Raw genomic sequence first — 18,898 nt, 5'->3', positions numbered from 1 at the left:
TACACGCTACCGAGAAGTGGCGCTATTAGTGGCGATGGCGTCATCTAGAATGGGAGGTCCGCGATGGCCACGTTTCTCTTCATTGCTGAAAGTCGCTCGCTGAATTCTTGAGTTGCGCTTTCCCGAGGGTATCGAGATTTGAGTTCCTTGTTCAGTTCATTGGCGACTAAAAGCAGCGAAGGTAGCGACCTCCGGTTAGCTTCCAGAGCTGCGGCGCCCATGCCTACAGCCTCTTCGATTTCCCCTGAGCGGGCTGCGGTGACCCCGAGCGTGAGGCGGGCCTCTGCCGCGCGCATGGGTGAGATTTCGGTGCCGTCGGGGCCCGTGCTGATGCGGATGACCGAGCGGGCGTGGGTGGCGGCGCGTTCGTCGTCGCCGAGTAGGCGGTACGCGTCCATCTCGTAGAAGTCCCACTTGTCCGGGTCGATTATGAAGTGGTGCTCGGGGTGGTCCGGGCGGGGCAGGCGCTCCAGGCGGGCGCGGCCGGCGTCCAGGGAGTCGCGGACCAGGCGGGCGTCTCCCATGCGGGCTGCGGCGCGGGCCTTGTGGGCGTACAACTGGACGCCGACGGAGTGGGTTTGGTCGGAGGCGTGCCCGGCGTCGACCGCGGTGAGCATGTTGTCCCAGCGGCATTGGGTGAGGGCGAACCAGGCCTCGATCTCCCATGCCCATGCCTTGATCTCGCCGTGCCCAGCCTCCTCGCCGATGCGGAGGGCTGCTGCCTTGCTGAGGTTGGCGGCCTCGCGCTGGCCCCGGTCGTACTGGACGCAGGCGTTCAGGAGGAAGAGCCATCCGGCGTCGACGAGGAGCTCTCGGTGCTGCCGCAGAGTCATGCGGCTCTCAAGCTGCTTGGTGACGTACTGCAAGCCGTTGCGCGTGCGCTGGTGGAGGTAGTCGGCGTCCGCGTAGGGGTACGCGCGGGCCAACTGGTCGATACCTTGCTCGATCGATTCCAGGGCCGCGCTGTTGATGCTGGACATCTCCGTCCGGCGGAGCAGTTCGGCGATGTCCCAGAGGCCTGCGCCGCCCTGGGCCAGCAGAGTGCTCGGGTCGTCCGGCTGGGCGTTGCCCGGTGTTTCTTGTAGTTCCCATGGGCGGGGGGCGAGGCCTGCGAGGTGGCCCGGGATGCGGAGGCCGTCGACCACTTCGAGGATCTTGAAGTGCTGGGTGATCCGGGGGCGGACGCCCGTGCCGTTGGTCTCGGGGCGGGCCATCTTGCCGATGTGCTCGCGCTTGTAGCCGACGGCCTCGGCGATCTTGGCGTAGCTGATGTTGCCGTGGAGCTTGGCGAGCCGGAAGACCTCGCCGAAGTCGTGGTTGGCGATGGCTGCGCGTACGTCGGCGCGTTCCAGAACGTGCGGCGGCAGTGCTGCTGGTGTCGGAGCGACTCCGGCCATCTCACTTCCCCATCGTGATTGACCTGACGTTCTCGTGTGCCCGTTTCGCGAGTGTACCCACGAGGGGGGTCCCCAAGAGGAGGGAGCGACGGCCGGTACAGGTGATGCACGCTCACTGCACCCTGTCGGGAGCGTCCCGGCAGACGCGGCCGGGGACGGTGGACTGTGTCATGAATCCGAGGGGCGTCCGGAAGCGCGGGAACGCTGGTCAGGAGCGAGGTACACAGGGCCCGCAAGGCGCGACGGTGGCCGGGAGCCCTGGGCACTTCAGAGCACTGACGATCTTCGCTGAGTCTGCGGACGCCGTCCGTGCGGCGCGGGACATGGTGGGCGCCTCGCTTCAGGACTGGGGGTTGGGCTCGCTGCGTGACGACGTCCGCTTGGTCGTCTCGGAACTCGTCGGGAACGTCGTGCAGCACGCTGTGCCGGACGGTTGCCTGGCGCGTCCCGGTGCGAGTCGGCGCGTGGACGTGTCCGTCATGACGTGGCCCGGTCTGCTCTGCATTGGCGTGACCGATGAGGACTCCGCGCCGCCGGACCTTCCGGTGGGTGAGTGCGTTTCGCCTGCTCTGGCCGGTGAGTTTCCGGAGGCGTTGTTACCGGACCGGGGGCGCGGACTGTTGATCGTCCAGAGGCTTGCCGACTCGGTGTGGTGGTCGCCCGAGGAGCCGGGTGGCAAGACGGTCTGGTGCCGCTTCGATCTGGATCCCGTCGCCAGTGAACGGGCTCCGTAGAGACTTCCGGCTCGCCGCTGCTCGTACGGCCTCCTGGGTGCTGGGGAGGGGCGAGCGGTGAGTCGGACCGCAGTCGGTTGCCGACCCAGCTCCGGCTGCGAGGGGCGCGGCTCCTGGCCTCTACGGCGGGGGTCGCGCTTCACAACCTCATACCGAGACCGGGCCACCCCGTCTGCCGTGGAAAGCGAAGGGTGGCCCGGCTGGGGACTCAGCGGCCCCCGGTGCCCGATGGTACCGGGGTCGTTGTGCTGCATCTCGACCTTGGTGCAAGTGAGTTGACGATCCGTTACCTCGATCAAGGTGAAGGTGGGCGAAGTGGCTGGCTCGGGTGAGGACTGGCTGAGCGACGGCTTGGGCATCGTAGACGGGGACTTCGGCATGTGGGTTCCCGGTGTCGACTACCTGGCGGGCTGGCGCGAGGCGCGCGAGGTGGCCGACCGGTTGAACCGTGCGTTCCTCGGTGCGGGCTTCGAGCTGTCGGAGGTGCGCTGTGTCGCCTCGACCGATGAGGGCGGGCGGGGGCTCGTGCGGCTGGCGGGTTCCCCGAGTGCGGTGGCCCGGCTCGCCGGGCTCCTGGAGTCGGCCGTGAGCGGTGGTGACGTATGAAGCGCCGTCCCCGTGGGTGCCGCGCGTGGGCACGTCGGCGGGCTGGGGCTTTGGGCTGGAGCTGCTTTGGCGCGAGTGATCATGGCCCCTTACGCTCGCCCGCGGATCGGGCTGGCTCCTGGCCTGCCCGCACGTGCCCGATGTGGGGCCATGATCTTCGAGGCTCGCGCCAAAGTGGCTGCCTAAAGCCTCAGACCGCCGACCCCCGGCCGCGACGGGCCCGGCCCGCGGCTGCTGGTCGACGCGCTCTCTGCTGGTGCGGGTTGAGGTGTGGGGCGCTGGGCGTCCGGCCGGGACCGGCGGGCACGCCGCACGCCCGGCCGGGGCGCGCGGGCGCCCCGGCGCGCCGCAGGCGCGCCCTTGAGGAAGTGAAGGAAGTTTCGACAGGCGGCGGCTTCTACGACCTCCGACCGATGCCCAACACGGCGAGCATGCCAGTCAGTAGGCCACCAAGTGATCCCGCTGTGCTCGCGCTGTCCTGGTTTCCAATTACGACCAGCACCACGTATGCCCCCACAGCGATCGCGATCAGGAGCACGACTACCCACCAGGGGACAGGAGGGCCCGAGGAGGGCGTTCGACGGGTGGCGGGTGAGCCGGATGACGGAGTCGAGGGCATGTATGGGCCTCCTGGTCCTGCTGTGCAGCGTTGCACGCGACCTCTTGGGCAGCATCATCCGCCAGGTAGTCATAAATGACTAGCCCACAATGACTATTGACTTCTGAGGTGGTGGCGGTGCGTCAACTTGCTTTGCATACAGGGGGATTCGAGGATCGGCGGGAGGCGCTGCCCCTAGCTCCGGGCTCCTCGACCCGCGCTCGCCTGGGCGGTGATCTGGTAGGCGAGTTCGGCGCGGTCCGCGCCCACGCGGAGCTCTTCGAGCAGCAGGGGCTGGCCATCGGTGCTGTGGGTGATGCGGGCCAGGTGCAGCAGCGGTGTCGCGTCCGGGAGCTTCAGGGCCGTGCGCTCGTCGGGCAGGGGCATGCGGGCGCGGACGGTCTCGGACCAGGTCAGCTTGTGCCCGGCCTCGGCGAGCAGACCGTAGATCGCCAAGGGCTGCCGGTCCGGACTCTCGGCCAGGTGCGGGATGGCGTCGGCAGTCTCGAACGGGATCGAGGTGCGGTGCATGGCTCGGGTGCCGGTAGCCGGATCGGTGAGCAGTCGGTCGCAGCACAACAGGGCTTCCTCTTCACCGAGGTTGAGGGCCTGGCCGGTCTCCTTCGTGGTGTGCGACCGGTACACGCTCGGCGCCTCGGCCTCACCCCACTCGGTCCCGTCGGGCAGCGTGAAGCCGCCTCCGCGGGCCCGGGTAATGCGGCGCTCCAGGGTCACGGCGGGTTGGCTGTCGGAGCGGACGAAGCTGCCCTTGCCGTGCCGCACGTCGATCAGGCCTTCTGCCCGGAGGGCGGCGATGGCGTTACGGACGGTGGGGCGGGAGACCTGGTAGCGGGCCATGAGCTGGGCCTCAGACGGGAGCGGGCTGTCGGGGGTGAACTCGCCGGACAGGATCGCTTCGCGGATGGCGGCGGCGACCTGCTGGTAGAGCGCTCCGGGGCGTTGGATCTCCGTCATCTGGCCACCTTCGTCATCGGCTTCGTCATCGGCGTCTAGGCCTTCGGCTTCTCGGTCATCGTCACGTCGCACGCGCGACATCACTCGTCAGCATAAGTAGTTGCACCCCGGCCCGGAAGAGCTTCATGCTCGTCACTCGTAAGGACAAGTGACGTCAGGAAGAGTTCCTGGCGCGCTCCAGTGGCCAAGGAGGCCCAAGCAATGCAGTCCATTCCTGTGGACACGGCGCGGCTCGGCGTACTGCGGTGCGCCATCCCGCCCGAAGCGAAGATCAGCAACTCCGAGACCGGAGAGGTCAAGAAGGACCGGGACGGCAACACCGTCTACACCGTGGCCGTCCTGGTCCGCCAGGACGGACGGCGGATCTCGGTGATCGAAATCGCGGTCTCCGGTGAACCCAAAGGTCTGGAGGAAGGGCAGATCGTCAAGGTCACCGGGCTGACGGCGTTCGCCTGGGCGATGGGCGACCGCCACGGGGTGAGCTTCCGCGCGGACACCATCACGCCGATGCCCGGCACCACCGCACCCCAGACGGCCCGGGTGGAGAAGACGGGCGGTGGTGCCTGATGGACGCCGTGCTGCTCGCCCTCGCGTTAGCCGTGCTGGCCTGGCTGCTGGTGATCGGAGATCACCTGCGGCAGCGGTGCCCGCACTGGCACTGGTACGTCACCGGCTACCCCGTCGCCGCGTTGCGGGTGCTGTTCACCTGGCGCCGGGTCGCCATCCTCAACGACCTCGCCGTCTCCAAGCACCCGGCCCGCGGCCTGATCGGGGACCTGATCGTCAAGGGCGATCCGCTGCGGCCGACCGCTCCGCGCATCTCCCTGCCCCGCGCCCATCGCCTGGGCCTGCGGGTGGTGGTGCGCCTGCACGCGGGCCAGACCGCGGCCCCGTACCTGAAGGCGGCGGACGCCTTCGCCCACGCCTGGAAGATGCACGCGGTCCGGGTCACCTACCCCGAGCGGGGTGTGGTGGTGCTGGCGGCCACGGCCAGCGACCCCCTGGAGCGGCCCGGTCTGATCTCCGCCCCTACCGCGCATCTGGCCGCGCTCGTCGGGGTGCTGGAGAGCGGCGGGGCGTGGGTGATGGACCTACGCCTGGTTCCGCACTGGCTGATCGCCGGGGCGACCCGCTCGGGCAAGTCCACCCTCCTGGCCCGGCTGATCACCCAGCTCGCCCCGCAGGACATCGCGCTGGTCGGGATCGACTGCAAGGGCGGCATGGAACTGGGCCTGTTCGCCCGCCGCCTGTCCGCGCTGACGACATGCAGGCGCGAGGCCGTGGCCGTCCTCGGCGCCCTCGCCATCGAAATGCGCGATCGCATGGACGAGTGCCGGACGGCCGGAGTGCGCTCGGTCTGGGAACTGCCCGACAAACTCCGGCCGGTCCCCGTCGTCGTGATCGTCGACGAACTCGCGGAGCTCTACCTCTCCGACGGCACCCGCGAGAGCCGGGCCGAGACCGAGCAGTGCTCGACCCTGCTGCTGCGCCTGGCCCAGCTCGGCGCCGCCCTCGGCATGCACCTGGTCGTCGCCGGGCAGCGCGTCGGCTCCGACCTCGGCTCCGGCGTCACCGCCCTGCGCGCCCAGCTCGGCGGCCGCATCTGCCACCGCGTCCACGACCCCGGCACCGCCGAAATGGCCCTGGGCGACCTCAACAAGGACGCCGTAGCCGTCGCACAGTCCATCACCCCGGACGAGAAGGGCGTGGCCGTCTGCACCGGCCCGGACGGCGGCTGGAGCCGCGCCCGCTCCCACCTCACCACCACCGAGGAAGCCCGCACGACCGCCGACAGACACGCCGGACTGACCCCGCTCCTCCCGGCTCTGGATCACGCGCTGGACGCCCTCCGGGGAGGCACCCCGTGATCAACGAAGGCACTGCCCTCTCCCTCTCGCTGATCTTCGGCGTCATCACCGTCTTCCTCGTCCGCTCCCGGGACATGCGCGTGCACCACGCCATCTGCGCCGTCCTGCTCGGGGTCTACCTCGGCCAGACCCCCGTGGCGTTGAGCGTCCACGAACTCATCACCTGGCTCACCAACGGCTTCTCCCAGCACTGACCGCCACCCCCGAAAGGTGTCCCCCGTCATGCCCATGAGCCGCGTGAAGTGCCCCCACTGCAAGGGCGAAGGCACCCGCCCCACCTGGACCGGCCACCGCCACCGCTGCCGCATCTGCCGGGGCACCGGAACCATCCGCTGACCCAACCGCCACCCCTCACAAGGAGCGAAAGCCCATGGACGACACCGCGCCACCAACCCCCAACCGTGCCGCTGCGGCGGCCCACCCCGGAAGGTCACCACCATCACAGCCGCACTCACCCCGGCTGGCAGGCGCGCCGTCCTCGACCGCGCGGCGCGCCTGCGCCAGCTCCCCGAAGCAGACCGCGACGCCCTGCGCATCGCGCAAGACCCGAAGTTCGCCCGCTGGCTGGACCAGATCACCGCCACCGGCGGCTGCACCCACCCCATCCACCTCTCCGGCACGACCACCACCTACGAGACCGAGACCGGCGCGATCGTCCGCCACTACGACACCCGCGACGAGCCCGGCGAACGCCTCCTGGTCCGCTGCCGCAACCGACGCGCCACCGTCTGCGCCCCCTGCTCCCGCCTCCACGCAGGCGACACCTACCACCTCGTGCGCGCGGGCCTGATCGGCGGCAAGGACATCCCCACCGCGGTCCGGGACCGGCCCCGGCTCTTCGTCACCCTCACCGCCCCCTCCTTCGGCCCCGTCCACCGGGCCGCGGAACGCTGTCGACCCCGACGCGACGGCGACGCATGCGAGCACGGCCGCCCCCTCGGCTGCGCAGCCGTCCACACCCCGGAAGCCTCTCTCGTCGGCCAACCGCTCTGCCCCGACTGCTACGACTACACCGCCCACGTCCTCTGGCACGCCCACGCAGGCATGCTCTGGGACCGCTTCACGCGTGGCGTCCGGCGCAACCTCGCCACGGCGGCAGGCCTCCCACAGTCCCGCTTCCACGAGCACGCGCGCCTGTCCTTCGCCCGCATCGCTGAGTACCAGCAACGCGCCGCCGTCCACCTCCACACCGTCATCCGCCTCGACGGCCCCACCGGACCCGACGACGAACCCCCGCCCTGGGCCACCACAGACCTCCTCACCAACGCCGTACGCACGGCCGCGAGCCGCGTCCTCGTCCACACCCCCTACAGCCCCGCCATCGGCGAACTCGCCCTGCGCTGGGGCACCCAATTCGACGCCCGCCCACTCCACGCCGACGGCCAGGGACCCGACGACGACGCGGTGGCCGCGTACATCGCCAAGTACGTCACCAAGGGCGCCAGCGAGACCGGAGCTGGCATCGACCACACGCTCACCGCCTGGGACGACATCACCACGGCCCCGGTCACCGCTCACGTCCGCACCCTCATGCGCACCTGCTGGCGCCTCGGCAGCCTGCCCGAATACGAGCCCCTGCGGCTGCGCGCCTGGACCCACACCCTCGGCTACCGCGGCCACATCCTCACCAAATCCCGCGCCTACTCCACCACCTACGCCGCCCTACGCGCCGAACGCGCACAGCACCAGGGGGCCACCCGCGACGAGCCGCCCGGCACCACCACCGAAGCGCACTGGCGCTACCTCGACTCCGGCCACACACCCGGCGCCGCCCTCATCGCCGCCGGGATCGCGGACGGCCTTGCACGGACTCGCGAGTGCTACGCGGAGGAGAAGGTGGTTGAAGGACGGCGGTGCTGATGACCGCTGCACCCGAGCGGGCTTCTCCGGCAGCTGACTGGCTCTCCAGGCCGTGCTCTCCCGGAGGCGCGCACAAGCATGAGATCGAGAGCGAGATTGTGATCGTGGACGACGACGGAACAGAGGAGCCGTTCGACCCCTCGTCCTGGTTCGCTGGAAGCCGGTGAGGCCGCCCTCTAGCCGGGGTGGCCTCACTGCCCCTCATCTCACTGTCGAGTGTCAGAAGGCCTCCGCGAAGTCGTCCTCCTTGATGACCAGACGGTCTCGCACGTCCTTCGGGATCATCAGTTTCATGTGGACGTGAGGCGCGCGGACCCCCTTGACCTTGGTTCGTTTGATCTCGCACTTCACGCCGACTCGCAGCAGGTCCGCACTCATGGCCTCCATGCCGCCCTCCTCCCAGCGGGCGCGGAACGTCTTGCCGTCGTGTACGGCCTCCCACCGGTCCTTGGTGCTCTCGGGGTCGATGCTCTCCAACTGTCCGATGAGCTCGTCGAGCGTCCTCTCCGCACGTTCCCTCGTGAACCGGGTCTTCATGAAGCGTCCTTCTGGTTCAAGGCCGGACATGTAGTAGCTGACGGAGTCCTCCAGGCGCTTCTGTTCCTTGCGGGCCTCCGCGCCCTGGCGGTACTCGCGCGTCATCACCGGCTCGTTGCCCAGCACCTTCAGTACGTCTTCGACGAGCTGGCCGTAGACCTCGACCGGGTTCGGCGCCCCATGGCCCCCGCCCTTGCACTTGCCGCACCGCAGATACGCGTAGTCCCTGCCCTTGGTCCTGGTCTTCTGCACGGTCATGTTGGTGGTGCAGTCGTGGCAGACCAGGACGCCGAGGAACTTCGTCGCGCCGCCTAGGCGCCGGGCGGGCTGGTGCTTCCCCTGTCCGTCCAGCACCTTCTGGAGGCTGTAGAACTCGTCCTCGGTGAAGACGGGCGGCGCCACGCGGATGGGCTTGCCCTTGCTGTCCAGCACGATCTTCGAGCGACGTTTGTCTCCGCTCTTGTCCTCTTCTACGCGGTATCCCATGAGCGCCGGGTTCCTGAGCCGACGCAGCAGGGTCGACGGCGTGAGTCCCGGGCCGCAGAGTCCGGAGCGGATGAGGATCCTCACCATGCGGCGGGCGGATGCCGGGGTTGTTCTCATGGCGGCGCCGCGGCACCAGTGGAGTGCCTTGTACGCGTCCTCGTCGTGGACGAGGATCACTTTGTCGTTCTCGTCCCGCGCGGTCTTGTAGCCGTAGGCGGGTTTGCCCACCAGCCACTCGCTCTGCGTCTTGGTGTAGTCCCAGAGGCTGGCGACGCGCGTGCTGGTGTTGGTCGCTTCGATCTCGGCGATGCCGCCGATGATCGTGACCATGATCTTTCCGGCCGTGGTGGTCAGGTCGATGGAGTCATGCTTCGAGACGAGGTTCTTCCCGTACTTCAGGCACCAGTCGATCATGGTGCTCAGGTCCGACAGTCGACGGACGAAGCGGTCCAGCTTCCAGAAGAGGAGTACGTCGAACTCCGGCACCCGGTTGTTGAGCCAGTCGCCCAGCTCCTTGCGCTTCCACGGCGGGACCTTCGTCGCCGAGACATTGAGGTCACTGGCGACCCCCACCACGCGGAGGCCCCGCTCCCTGGCCAACAGGCGTAGATCCAGCTCCTGCCTGACGGGCGACGTCGTGTCCTCGGTGAGCACGGAGAGGCGGACCGAGATCAGCGCCCGTGGAGCGTCGTCCGGTAATAAGGCCTCGGCCTTCCGTAACCCTTCTAGGAGGGCGAGGTCGGCCTCCGACCACTCGGCCTCCACCGCGTACTGCTTCTGCTCGGTCGCCGCGCGCGACCTCCGCGTACGATTCCCCATGTCAAACGACCGTAGGGCGGGTTTTGAGGGCGTGTCCATATGCCCGCAGATGGACACGCAGATCCAGATCGGCCCGACGGGCAAGAAGCTGCTGCCGCTCACGGTCGTCAAGTAGTTCCAGCGGTATCGGTTCGGAAACGGGGGGAAACGAGGCGTCGGTGACGGCGTCTCAGTCGGCATGGATCTGGAAAAGCGGCTTCCTGCGGAGCCCGCGCCCGCGCCCGCGTACGTGAACGAGACCGCCCCCGCGCCCGCCCCGCGGGCCGAGGGGTGTCTCGTGGTGGCGCTGCGGCTGCCCGTGCGGATCGTGGTCCTGGTGCTCGTGGTGCCGGTGCGCATCGTGTGGGACGCCCTGGTGGTGTGCGGGCGGTTCGTGTTCGACCGGGCGCTGCGGCCCCTGGGGCGGGCGCTCGCCTGGCTCGGGCGGGGGATCGGCGCAGTCCTCGGCTTCGTCGGCAAGGCCCTCTTCGTCTGGCCCTGGGTGGCCCTGTGGCGGTTCGTGCTCAAGCCGGTCGGACTCGGGCTCCTCTGGCTGGGGCACGTGCTGCTCGTCGTACCCGCCGTGTGGGTGTACCGGTGGATCCTCACGCCGATCGGGCACGGGCTCGCGTGGCTGGGGCGGGTGCTCGTCGTCGTGCCCGCGCGCTGGCTGTACGCGCGCCTCCTGACGCCCCTCGGGCACGGCATCGCGTGGCTCGCGCGGGGCGTCTGGTGGGTGCTGCGGGGGATCGGCCTGGGGATCTGGTGGGTGCTCCGGGGCATCGGGATCGTCGTCGGCACACTCCTGCGGTGGATCTTCGTGGTGCCCGTCGTCGCCCTGTGGCGGTGGGTGCTCGCGCCGGTCGGCCGGGCCCTCGTCTTCGTCGGCAGGGAGATCGGGGACGCCCTCGGACACGCCTGGCGGATCGCCGGGCACATTTCGAGGGCGGTGTGGGGCTTCCTCGGCCGCCTGCTCAAGTTGATCTTCGTGGAGCCGGTGCGCTGGGTGTACCGGAGCCTGCTCACCCCGGTCGGGCACGCTGTGCGCGACACGCTGTGGCGACCGGTGAGCCGGGGCGCCCGGGCCGTGGGCCACGTCGCCCGGCAGGCGATCGGCTCCGTGCGCGAGAGCGTGCGGGAGGCCCGGGCGGACTTCCGCAGGATGCTGTTCGGCACGTCCCGCGAGAAGGTGCCCGTCACCGGAGGTGCCGGGGCCCGGCGGGAACCGGACACTGTCCGGGGACGTACCCTAGGTAGCGGTACGACCCCACTCACGAAGGACTAGGACACTGGGCAAGCGACAGCCCGAAGGCCCGCCGCCCGCGCCCGTGGCGCAGCGCATCCGTCTGCGTTACACCAAGCGCGGCCGCCTCCGGTTCACCAGCCACCGTGACTTCCAGCGCGCCTTCGAGCGGGCGCTGCGCCGCGCCGAGGTGCCCATGGCGTACTCGGCGGGCTTCACCCCGCACCCGAAGGTGTCGTACGCCAATGCCGCACCCACCGGCACGGGCAGCGAGGCCGAGTATCTGGAGATCGCGCTCACCGAGCCGCGCGACCCGCAGAAGCTGCGGGAGCTGCTCAATGAGTCGCTGCCCGCAGGGCTCGACATCACGGACGCCGTCGAGGCCCGTGTTTCCGGCCTCGCCGACCGGCTGACCGCCTCCGTGTGGGAGCTGCGTCTGGACGGCGTGGAGACCGCCGACGCCGAGCGGGCCGCCGCCGCCTTCAGTGCCGCCGAGACCGTCGAGGTCCAGCGGCGCACGAAGAACGGGATGCGCACGTTCGACGCCCGCGCCGCCGTCGTGAGCCTGGACGCCCTCGGCCCGGAGGCGCTCGCCTCCGTCGCTGATAGGCCGACCGACAAGCCCTGTGCGATACTGCGGCTGGTTGTGCGGCACGTGACACCTGCCGTCCGACCCGACGACGTCCTGTCCGGTCTCCGAGCTGTGGCCGACCTGGCGCCGCCGGTCCCCGCAGCGGTGACCAGGCTGGCGCAGGGGCTTTTCGATGACGAGACCGGCACGGTGACCGACCCGCTCGCGCCCGACCGCGAGGCAGTCACGGCCGCCCCGGCCGATCGGCACCCCGATTCAGGGGCCGCCGCAGCTGCCGCCGCGAAGGCGCCGGTGCCGGAAGGTCCCGCGTAGGGGCGCTCGTCGAGCACACCGCAGCGCCGCCCTTGTTACTCGGGAGCCACCTGGGTCGGGCAGCGCACTGACCAGAAGACTTTCGCCAGGCCGTACGCCAGGAGCGTACGGAACCGGCGAGACAAGACATAGACAGCTCCCGTGCGGCGCCCACGCCCTCGGATGGCGGCCCCCCGCGACAGGCGAGGGCCGCGGGTACGTCCGGTTTACGGCGCGGCGCCCGGGAGCGTGACGGGAGAACCGCCCGCATGCTTGAGCCGAACGACCCCACTGAGGGCTCGCAGAACAGCAGCACCCCCAGCGACACGCTGCCGCCGCGCCGTCGGCGCCGCGCCGCGTCGCGCCCCGCGGGACCGCCCGCGGGCACCGCCACGGACGCCGCGCCGGCCATACCGGCCGCCCCCGCCGCCGTGGACGTGGACACCGAGGAGACGGACGAGACGGCCGCCGAGGCCGTCGCCGCCGAGCAGCCCGAGGCCGCTGAGGCCGTTGAGGCGGCGCCTGCCGCGCGTACGCGTCGTCGTGCGACGCGGAAGGCGACGGCCCCGGCCGGTGCGCCCAAGGCTGCCGCTGAGGCCCCGCAGGAGGCCGCCGCGGAGCAGCCCGAGGCCGCCGCCGAGCAGCCTGAGACCGTTGAGGCGGCGCCTGCCGCGCGTACGCGTCGTCGTGCGACGCGGAAGGCGACGGCCCCGGCCGGTGCGCCCAAGGCCGCCGACGAGGTCCCGCAGGAGGCCGCCGCCGAGGCTGCCGAGCCGGTCGCGGCCGAGCCGCAGCCCGAGACCGAGTCCGCCGCGCCGCGTCGCAGCCGTCGCCGTGCCACCCGTGCCGTCGCCGCGCCCGCCGCCGAGCCGCAGGCCGAGGCCGCGCCGGTCGAGGAGCCCGTGGCCGCGGAGGAGCCCGTGGCCCCCGCCGAGGCCGTCGAGGCCGAGTCCGCCGCGCCGCGTCGCAGCCGTCGCCGTGCCACCCGTGCCGTCGCCGCCCCCGCCGCCGAGCCGCAGGCCGAGGAGACCGCCGACGTGCCGGACACCACCGCCGCCGAGGCCGCTCCGGCCGCCGAGGCCCCCGAGACCGAGGCGCCCCGGCGCGCCCGTCGCCGTGCCACTCGCGCGGCCGCCGCGCCCGCCGCCGAGGCGAAGGCCGTGGAGGCCCCCGAGGCCCCGCAGGCCGCCGACGAGGCCGCCCCGCGTGCCCGTACGCGCCGCCGTGCCACCCGCAAGGCCGCCGCCGGGTTCACCGCGCCGCCCGCGGAGTCGCGTGCGCAGGGTGACGACGAGGGCGGTCAGCGGCCCTCGCGCCCCTCCGTCGCCGTGTTCCAGGCGCCGGTGTTCACCGAGCCGATGTTCCAGACCCCGGAGCGCGCCGCTGCCGCTGCCGCCGCCGAGGCGGCCGAGGCCGAGAGCGCGCCCGCCGCGGAGGAGGAGACGGGCCCGCGCCGTCGCCGTCGTCGCCGCGCCGCCGACGAGCAGCCCGTCGAGGCCCCGCAGCCCGTGGAGTCCGCCGCTGCCGCCCCGGCCGTGGAGGCCCCCGAGGCCGAGGAGCCCCAGGACGCCGAGGCCGAGGCCGACGCCGCCGATGGCGAGGAGGCCGGCGAGCGCCAGGGCCGCCGTCGCCGCCGTGGTGGCCGCCGCCGTCGCCGCGGTGAGTCCGCCGACGGCGCCGACGGCGAGGACGAGGTCGAGACCGCCGTCGCCGCCGAGCAGGCGGAGCAGGACGCCGAGGACGCCGCCGAGCAGGCGGCGGAGGACGCCGAGGAGGCCGACGAGGCCGCCGACGCCGAGGGACCGGCCGGCTCCAGCAGCAGCCGTCGCCGTCGCCGTCGTCGCCGCCGTGCCGGTGACACCGGCGAGAGCGAGCCGGGCGAGGGCGACCCGGAGCGCACGGTCGTGAAGGTGCGCGAGCCGCGCAAGAAGAGCGACGACGCGCCGTCGGACGAGGTGCAGTCCATCAAGGGCTCGACCCGTCTGGAGGCGAAGAAGCAGCGCCGCCGCGAGGGTCGTGAGCAGGGCCGCCGCCGGGTGCCGATCATCACCGAGGCCGAGTTCCTGGCCCGCCGCGAGGCGGTCAACCGCGAGATGATCGTCCGCCAGAACGGCGACCGCACCCAGATCGGCGTCCTTGAGGACAACGTGCTCGTCGAGCACTACGTCAACAAGGAGCAGTCGACGTCGTACGTCGGCAACGTCTACCTGGGCAAGGTGCAGAACGTCCTGCCGTCGATGGAGGCCGCCTTCATCGACATCGGCAAGGGCCGCAACGCCGTCCTGTACGCGGGCGAGGTCAACTTCGAGGCGCTCGGCATGGCCAACGGCCCGCGCCGCATCGAGTCCGCCCTGAAGTCGGGCCAGTCGGTCCTGGTGCAGGTCACCAAGGACCCGATCGGCCACAAGGGCGCCCGTCTGACCAGCCAGGTCTCGCTGCCCGGCCGCTATCTGGTCTACGTGCCCGAGGGCTCGATGACCGGCATCAGCCGCAAGCTGCCCGACACCGAGCGGGCGCGTCTGAAGACCATCCTCAAGAAGATCGTCCCCGAGGACGCGGGCGTGATCGTGCGCACCGCCGCCGAGGGCGCGAGCGAGGACGAGCTGCGCCGCGACGTCGAGCGGCTCCAGGCGCAGTGGGAGGACATCCTCAAGAAGTCGAAGATGACCACCACCAGCTCGCCGAGCCTGTTGTACGGCGAGCCGGACATGACCGTCCGCGTGGTCCGCGACATCTTCAACGAGGACTTCTCCAAGGTCATCATCAGCGGTGACGACGCCTGGCAGACCATCCACGGCTACGTCTCGCACGTCGCGCCCGACCTGGCGGACCGGCTCCAGCGCTGGACGTCCGAGGTCGACGTCTTCGCGACGTACCGGATCGACGAGCAGCTCGCCAAGGCCCTCGACCGCAAGGTCTGGCTGCCGAGCGGTGGCTCGCTGGTGATCGACAAGACCGAAGCCATGGTCGTGATCGACGTCAACACCGGCAAGTTCACCGGTCAGGGCGGCAACCTCGAAGAGACCGTCACCAGGAACAACCTGGAGGCGGCCGAGGAGATCGTGCGCCAGCTGCGCCTGCGCGACCTGGGCGGCATCGTCGTCATCGACTTCATCGACATGGTCCTGGAGTCCAACCGCGACCTGGTCCTGCGGCGGATGCTGGAGTGCCTGGGCCGCGACCGTACGAAGCACCAGGTCGCCGAGGTGACCTCGCTCGGCCTCGTCCAGATGACCCGCAAGCGCGTGGGCCAGGGCCTCCTGGAGTCCTTCTCCGAGACCTGCGTCCACTGCAACGGCCGCGGTGTGATCGTGCACATGGACCAGGCGACGTCCGCCGGTGGCGGCGGCAAGCGCAAGAAGCGCGGCCGCGGCGGTGCCGAGCACACGCACGAGGCCCCGGCGGCCGTCGAGGCCGAGGACACCACCGCCGAGACGGCGGCCGAGGTCGAGGCGGAGACCGCCGCGCCGACGGCCCTGCCCGAGCCCGACTTCGCGCCGGACGAGGAGCTGTACAGCAGCGCCGCGGAGGCCGAGGCGGCCGCGGGTGCCCGGGGCCGTTCGCGGCGCCGTGCCACGCGCCGCGCGTCGGCTCCGGCGGGCGCGCCGCAGTCGGAGCAGGCCCCCGAGGCTCCCGCCGAGACGGTGCGGGCCGAGCAGCCCGAGCGGTCGCCCGAGGCCGAGCGGCCGGAGTCCGGACGGAAGGCCAAGAAGGCCAAGTCCGGCGCGTCGAAGGCCCGGTCCGCGAAGGCCGAGCCCGCGGCGACCGAGCCCGCGCGGGCCGAGGAGCCCGTGCAGGCGGAGCCCGTCGTCGAGGCCGCCCCGGTGGCCGAGGCCCCGGCGCCCGCCGCCGAGGACGACGCCGCGCCCAAGGGGCGTACGCGCCGCCGCGCGACCCGTAAGGCATCGGCCCCGGCCGGTTCGCCGAAGGCCGCGGTCGACGCCGAGGTGATCGTCACGGAGGCCGCCAAGCAGGAGCCGACGGCACCGGCCGAGCCGGAGCCGGTGGCCGCTGCCGCCGAGCCCGTCGTGGAGCCGGTCGCGGAGGCCGCCGCGCCCGTCGCCGAGGCCCCGGCCCGGCCGCGCCGCCGCGCCGTCCGCAAGGCGACCGCGCCGACCGCGTCGGAGGACGCGGCCGTGGTGGTCCTTCCCGCGGCCGACAAGCCGACGGCGAAGGCGGAGCAGGTCGAGACGACGGCGACGGCCGACAAGGCCGGCGAGCCGGAGCAGGCCCCCGTGGCCGACGCCGAGGCCGAGCCCGCCAAGAAGGCGGCCCGTAAGACGGCCAAGAAGGCCACCGCCAAGAAGGCCGCCACGAAGAAGACGGCGGCCAAGAAGACGACGGCGGCCAAGAAGACCGCGGCCAAGAAGACGACCGCGAAGAAGACGACGGCCAAGAAGGCGGCGAAGAAGACCACCGCCAAGAAGGCCGCGGCGGCCGAGCCGTCGTCGCCGTCCGCCGTCCCGGCCGACGCGAGCTGACCCGCGAGGGGACAGCGACCGCGGAGGTCAGGAGCTCAGGGCCCCCGTCCGGCGATTGTGCCGGGCGGGGGCTCCGGCGTTCCCGCGCTCCGCCGTCACCCATCCGTTGTCGATTTCGCCCTTTCGCCCCGCACTTGGTGGCGGAGCCGGATACCTGTAAGACTCACCCGGTCCGTTGAGCAAGGGGAGGGATGGACATGGCGGCAGCACGCCCACGAGGGATACGCCTGAGAGGCACGGGGCGCCACCGGGCGGTACGGCCCGCCAGGGGAGGGCGCCAGGCGGCCGTCCTCGCGACGGTCCTGTCGGCCGCGACACTGCCGGCCGCGGCCACCGCGACGGCCGCCCCCGGCACGACGCCCGCCTGGCCCGAGGGCCCGGTCTTCAACGACCCGCTGGGCACCGTCGACCAGCAGCACGCGATCCGCACCCGGCTCATCGAGCTGACCGACGCGGCCGTGGAGGGCTCGACCATCAAGGTCGCCGTCTACCACGTGTGGGAGGCGCCCATAGTCGAGGCGCTCGTCGGCGCCCACAAGCGCGGGGTCAACGTCCAGATCCTGCTCGACTCGACCAGCAAGACGGACCGCCCGGACAACACCGCGTACGCCACGCTCGTGAACGAGCTGGGTGCCAACCGGGCCAAGCCGTCCTTCGTCACGCTCTGCCCGCCGAACAAGTCGTGCCTCGGCGACCCGAAGTACGGCAAGTCGATCATGCACAACAAGTTCTGGCTGTTCTCCGAGGTCAAGGGGGCCCGGGACGTCGTCGTGCAGACCACGTCGAACTCGACCCCGTCGGCGCACACCAAGTTCTTCAACGACGCGCTGCTGCTGCCGGACAACCCGGCCATGTACGACGCGTTCTCCGAGTACTTCACCGACATGGTCGGCAGGAACTGGGAGGCCTGGGACTACCGCACGGTCAGCAGCGGGCGCTACAAGGCGTACTTCTTCCCGCGCGTCGGCACGGTGAACGAGACCGACACCATGTACTCGGTCCTGAACAACATCTCGTGCACCTACAAGGACGCGGGCGGCGTCAAGCGCAGCACCAAGGTCCGCGCCTCCATCTTCAAGATCACGCGCAAGCAGATCGCCGACAAGCTGGTCTCCCTGCAGAAGGCGGGCTGCGCCGTCGACCTGGTGTACGCCGAGACGGACAGCGCCAAGAGCCAGAACGGCAAGCCCGGCACCTGGGAGGGGCTGCACAAGGCCGGCGGCCCGGCGCTGCGCTGCTTCAACGACGACCGGGACCCGCTCAGGCCCGGCCAGAAGCTCATCACGCCGTTCATCATCCACAGCAAGTACGTGCTGATCGACGGCAAGTACGACGGCAAGATCAACAAGGTGGCCTTCACCGGCTCGCAGAACTACACCGCGCCCGCGCTGCGCGAGAACGACGAGCTGATCGTCAAGGTCGACGACGACTCCGTGCACGACACCTACCTCAAGCACTTCAACCGTGTGAAGAAGGTGGCGTGGCCGGGGACCAAGGACAAGACGGACCTGTGCAGGGGCGTGAAGCCGCTGCCGCCGGACGGTGAGAAGCCGACGCACTAGGGCGCGGGAGCCGGGGCCCGGTTTGACCCGTACGGGCGGGCCCCGTAATCTTGACCGTCGGCGTGTCCATACGTGCGCCCATCCTCGTAAACCTTCTTCCTCCCGGGAATTTCTCAGGAATGACCGGGAGAGGCCGATCGCGCTGTCGCGCCGGACGGCTGGACTGCGGGGATTCCGTTCCGAGCGAGAGAGAGATCCGCGTGTACGCCATCGTGCGCAGCGGTGGTCGCCAGCACAAGGTTGCTGTCGACGACATCGTTGAGGTTGACAAGATTTCCACCGCCAAGGTTGGCGACACGGTCGAGCTCTCGACCCTGCTCGTTGTCGACGGCGACGCTGTGACCAGCGACCCGTGGGTCCTGGCCGGCATCAAGGTCACCGCCGAGGTCGTGGACCACCACAAGGGCCAGAAGATCGACATTCTGCGCTACAAGAACAAGACCGGCTACCGCCGTCGTCAGGGTCACCGTCAGCAGTACACGGCGATCAAGATCACCGGTATCCCCACGGCTGCGAAGTAAGGGACTGAGACAAGATGGCACACAAGAAGGGCGCATCGTCCACCCGGAACGGTCGCGACTCCAATGCTCAGCGGCTCGGCGTGAAGCGCTTCGGCGGTCAGGTCGTCAACGCCGGTGAGATCCTGGTCCGCCAGCGCGGCACCCACTTCCACCCGGGCTCGGGCGTCGGCCGCGGCAAGGACGACACCCTGTTCGCCCTGGACGCCGGCGCGGTGGAGTTCGGTACCCACCGCGGCCGCAAGGTCGTGAACATCGTCCCGGTCGCCTGAACGGCACTCTGACCGGAACTTTCGCGAGGCGGACCTCACTTCCCTGTCGGGAAGCGGGTCCGCCTTTCGCGTGTTTTGAA

At 70.8% G+C, this 18,898-nt stretch carries 15 protein-coding genes; 12 read left to right on the top strand and 3 right to left on the bottom strand.

The genetic code is table 11. The features are described from left to right. Nucleotides 1–44: 44 nt before the first annotated feature. Nucleotides 45–1,397: an NsdA family TPR-like regulatory protein gene (locus CP982_RS15695; protein WP_150511113.1), complete on the bottom strand. Its 1,353-nt coding sequence runs from the start codon at nt 1,395–1,397 to the stop codon at nt 45–47. 170 nt (nt 1,398–1,567) lie between these two features. On the opposite strand from CP982_RS15695, the gene CP982_RS15690 reads away from it, so the two are divergent. Both CP982_RS15690 and CP982_RS15685 read left to right on the top strand, forming a co-directional pair. Next, nucleotides 1,568–2,131, top strand: coding sequence for an ATP-binding protein (locus CP982_RS15690; RefSeq protein ID WP_150511112.1), 564 nt, complete (start codon nt 1,568–1,570; stop codon nt 2,129–2,131). 315 nt (nt 2,132–2,446) lie between these two features. Continuing rightward, the gene (locus CP982_RS15685; protein WP_150511111.1) at nt 2,447–2,737 is read left to right on the top strand and encodes a hypothetical protein; all 291 of its coding nucleotides are present in this window, start codon (nt 2,447–2,449) and stop codon (nt 2,735–2,737) included. A 793-nt stretch (nt 2,738–3,530) separates the two neighbouring features. On the opposite strand, the gene CP982_RS15680 is transcribed toward CP982_RS15685, so the two are convergent. Further along, nucleotides 3,531–4,310, bottom strand: coding sequence for a GntR family transcriptional regulator (locus CP982_RS15680; protein WP_150511110.1), 780 nt, complete (start codon nt 4,308–4,310; stop codon nt 3,531–3,533). 201 nt (nt 4,311–4,511) lie between these two features. Between CP982_RS15680 and CP982_RS15675 the strand changes: the two genes are divergently transcribed. The 4 genes from CP982_RS15675 (at nt 4,512) to CP982_RS15660 (ending at nt 8,038) form a co-directional block, all read left to right on the top strand. Next, nucleotides 4,512–4,877 (top strand): SCO3933 family regulatory protein, encoded by a 366-nt coding sequence (locus tag CP982_RS15675; protein ID WP_150511109.1) that lies wholly within the window; start codon nt 4,512–4,514, stop codon nt 4,875–4,877. Further along, nucleotides 4,877–6,178: an FtsK/SpoIIIE domain-containing protein gene (locus CP982_RS15670; protein ID WP_150511108.1), complete on the top strand. Its 1,302-nt coding sequence runs from the start codon at nt 4,877–4,879 to the stop codon at nt 6,176–6,178. The genes CP982_RS15675 and CP982_RS15670 overlap by 1 nt, the downstream gene beginning before the upstream one ends. After that, nucleotides 6,175–6,372, top strand: a complete 198-nt coding sequence (locus CP982_RS15665; protein WP_150511107.1) for a hypothetical protein — start codon at nt 6,175–6,177, stop codon at nt 6,370–6,372. Before CP982_RS15670 ends, CP982_RS15665 begins: the two co-directional genes overlap by 4 nt. 301 nt (nt 6,373–6,673) lie before the next feature. Further along, nucleotides 6,674–8,038 carry a replication initiator gene (locus CP982_RS15660; protein WP_150511106.1) on the top strand — a complete coding sequence of 455 codons (1,365 nt, stop codon included), beginning with the start codon at nt 6,674–6,676 and terminating at the stop codon, nt 8,036–8,038. A gap of 219 nt (nt 8,039–8,257) precedes the next feature. On the opposite strand, the gene CP982_RS15655 is transcribed toward CP982_RS15660, so the two are convergent. Next, entirely contained in the window at nt 8,258–9,880 is a 1,623-nt protein-coding gene (locus tag CP982_RS15655; protein WP_150511105.1) for a recombinase family protein, read from the bottom strand. Between the two features lie 178 nt (nt 9,881–10,058). Between CP982_RS15655 and CP982_RS15650 the strand changes: the two genes are divergently transcribed. The 6 genes from CP982_RS15650 to rpmA all read left to right on the top strand — a co-directional run bounded on the left by CP982_RS15650 (nt 10,059) and on the right by rpmA (nt 18,818). Further along, nucleotides 10,059–11,144 (top strand): phage tail tape measure protein, encoded by a 1,086-nt coding sequence (locus CP982_RS15650; RefSeq protein WP_150511104.1) that lies wholly within the window; start codon nt 10,059–10,061, stop codon nt 11,142–11,144. A gap of 43 nt (nt 11,145–11,187) precedes the next feature. Beyond that, a complete protein-coding gene (locus CP982_RS15645; protein WP_372503362.1) occupies nt 11,188–12,006 on the top strand; it encodes a TIGR03936 family radical SAM-associated protein in 819 nt (272 codons plus the stop codon). A 248-nt stretch (nt 12,007–12,254) separates the two neighbouring features. Further along, nucleotides 12,255–16,466 (top strand): Rne/Rng family ribonuclease, encoded by a 4,212-nt coding sequence (locus CP982_RS15640; RefSeq protein WP_150511102.1) that lies wholly within the window; start codon nt 12,255–12,257, stop codon nt 16,464–16,466. A 197-nt stretch (nt 16,467–16,663) separates the two neighbouring features. Beyond that, nucleotides 16,664–18,028, top strand: a complete 1,365-nt coding sequence (locus CP982_RS15635) for a phospholipase D-like domain-containing protein (RefSeq protein WP_150511101.1) — start codon at nt 16,664–16,666, stop codon at nt 18,026–18,028. A gap of 200 nt (nt 18,029–18,228) precedes the next feature. Continuing rightward, entirely contained in the window at nt 18,229–18,549 is a 321-nt protein-coding gene (rplU, locus tag CP982_RS15630) for a 50S ribosomal protein L21 (RefSeq protein ID WP_144003427.1), read from the top strand. Nucleotides 18,550–18,563: 14 nt separating this feature from the next. Further along, nucleotides 18,564–18,818: a 50S ribosomal protein L27 gene (gene rpmA / locus CP982_RS15625; RefSeq protein WP_010986870.1), complete on the top strand. Its 255-nt coding sequence runs from the start codon at nt 18,564–18,566 to the stop codon at nt 18,816–18,818. The last annotated feature ends 80 nt before the right edge of the window (nt 18,819–18,898 follow it).

Source organism: Streptomyces spectabilis, assembly GCF_008704795.1.
GTDB classification, from domain to species: Bacteria; Actinomycetota; Actinomycetes; order Streptomycetales; family Streptomycetaceae; genus Streptomyces; species Streptomyces spectabilis.
Note: the sequence above shows the minus strand (reverse complement) of the source record. Positions and strands in the feature narration are given on the sequence as shown.

What these genes read in the sequence shown, in the direction of transcription:
- CP982_RS15655 (WP_150511105.1), bottom strand. Translation starts at nt 9,880, where the DNA reads ATGGGGAATCGTACGCGGAGGTCGCGCGCGGCGACCGAGCAGAAGCAG.
- CP982_RS15690 (WP_150511112.1), top strand. Translation starts at nt 1,568, where the DNA reads ATGAATCCGAGGGGCGTCCGGAAGCGCGGGAACGCTGGTCAGGAGCGA.
- CP982_RS15670 (WP_150511108.1), top strand. Translation starts at nt 4,877, where the DNA reads ATGGACGCCGTGCTGCTCGCCCTCGCGTTAGCCGTGCTGGCCTGGCTG.
- CP982_RS15680 (WP_150511110.1), bottom strand. Translation starts at nt 4,310, where the DNA reads ATGACGGAGATCCAACGCCCCGGAGCGCTCTACCAGCAGGTCGCCGCC.
- CP982_RS15675 (WP_150511109.1), top strand. Translation starts at nt 4,512, where the DNA reads ATGCAGTCCATTCCTGTGGACACGGCGCGGCTCGGCGTACTGCGGTGC.
- CP982_RS15640 (WP_150511102.1), top strand. Translation starts at nt 12,255, where the DNA reads ATGCTTGAGCCGAACGACCCCACTGAGGGCTCGCAGAACAGCAGCACC.
- CP982_RS15695 (WP_150511113.1), bottom strand. Translation starts at nt 1,397, where the DNA reads ATGGCCGGAGTCGCTCCGACACCAGCAGCACTGCCGCCGCACGTTCTG.
- rpmA (WP_010986870.1), top strand. Translation starts at nt 18,564, where the DNA reads ATGGCACACAAGAAGGGCGCATCGTCCACCCGGAACGGTCGCGACTCC.
- CP982_RS15650 (WP_150511104.1), top strand. Translation starts at nt 10,059, where the DNA reads ATGGATCTGGAAAAGCGGCTTCCTGCGGAGCCCGCGCCCGCGCCCGCG.
- CP982_RS15635 (WP_150511101.1), top strand. Translation starts at nt 16,664, where the DNA reads ATGGCGGCAGCACGCCCACGAGGGATACGCCTGAGAGGCACGGGGCGC.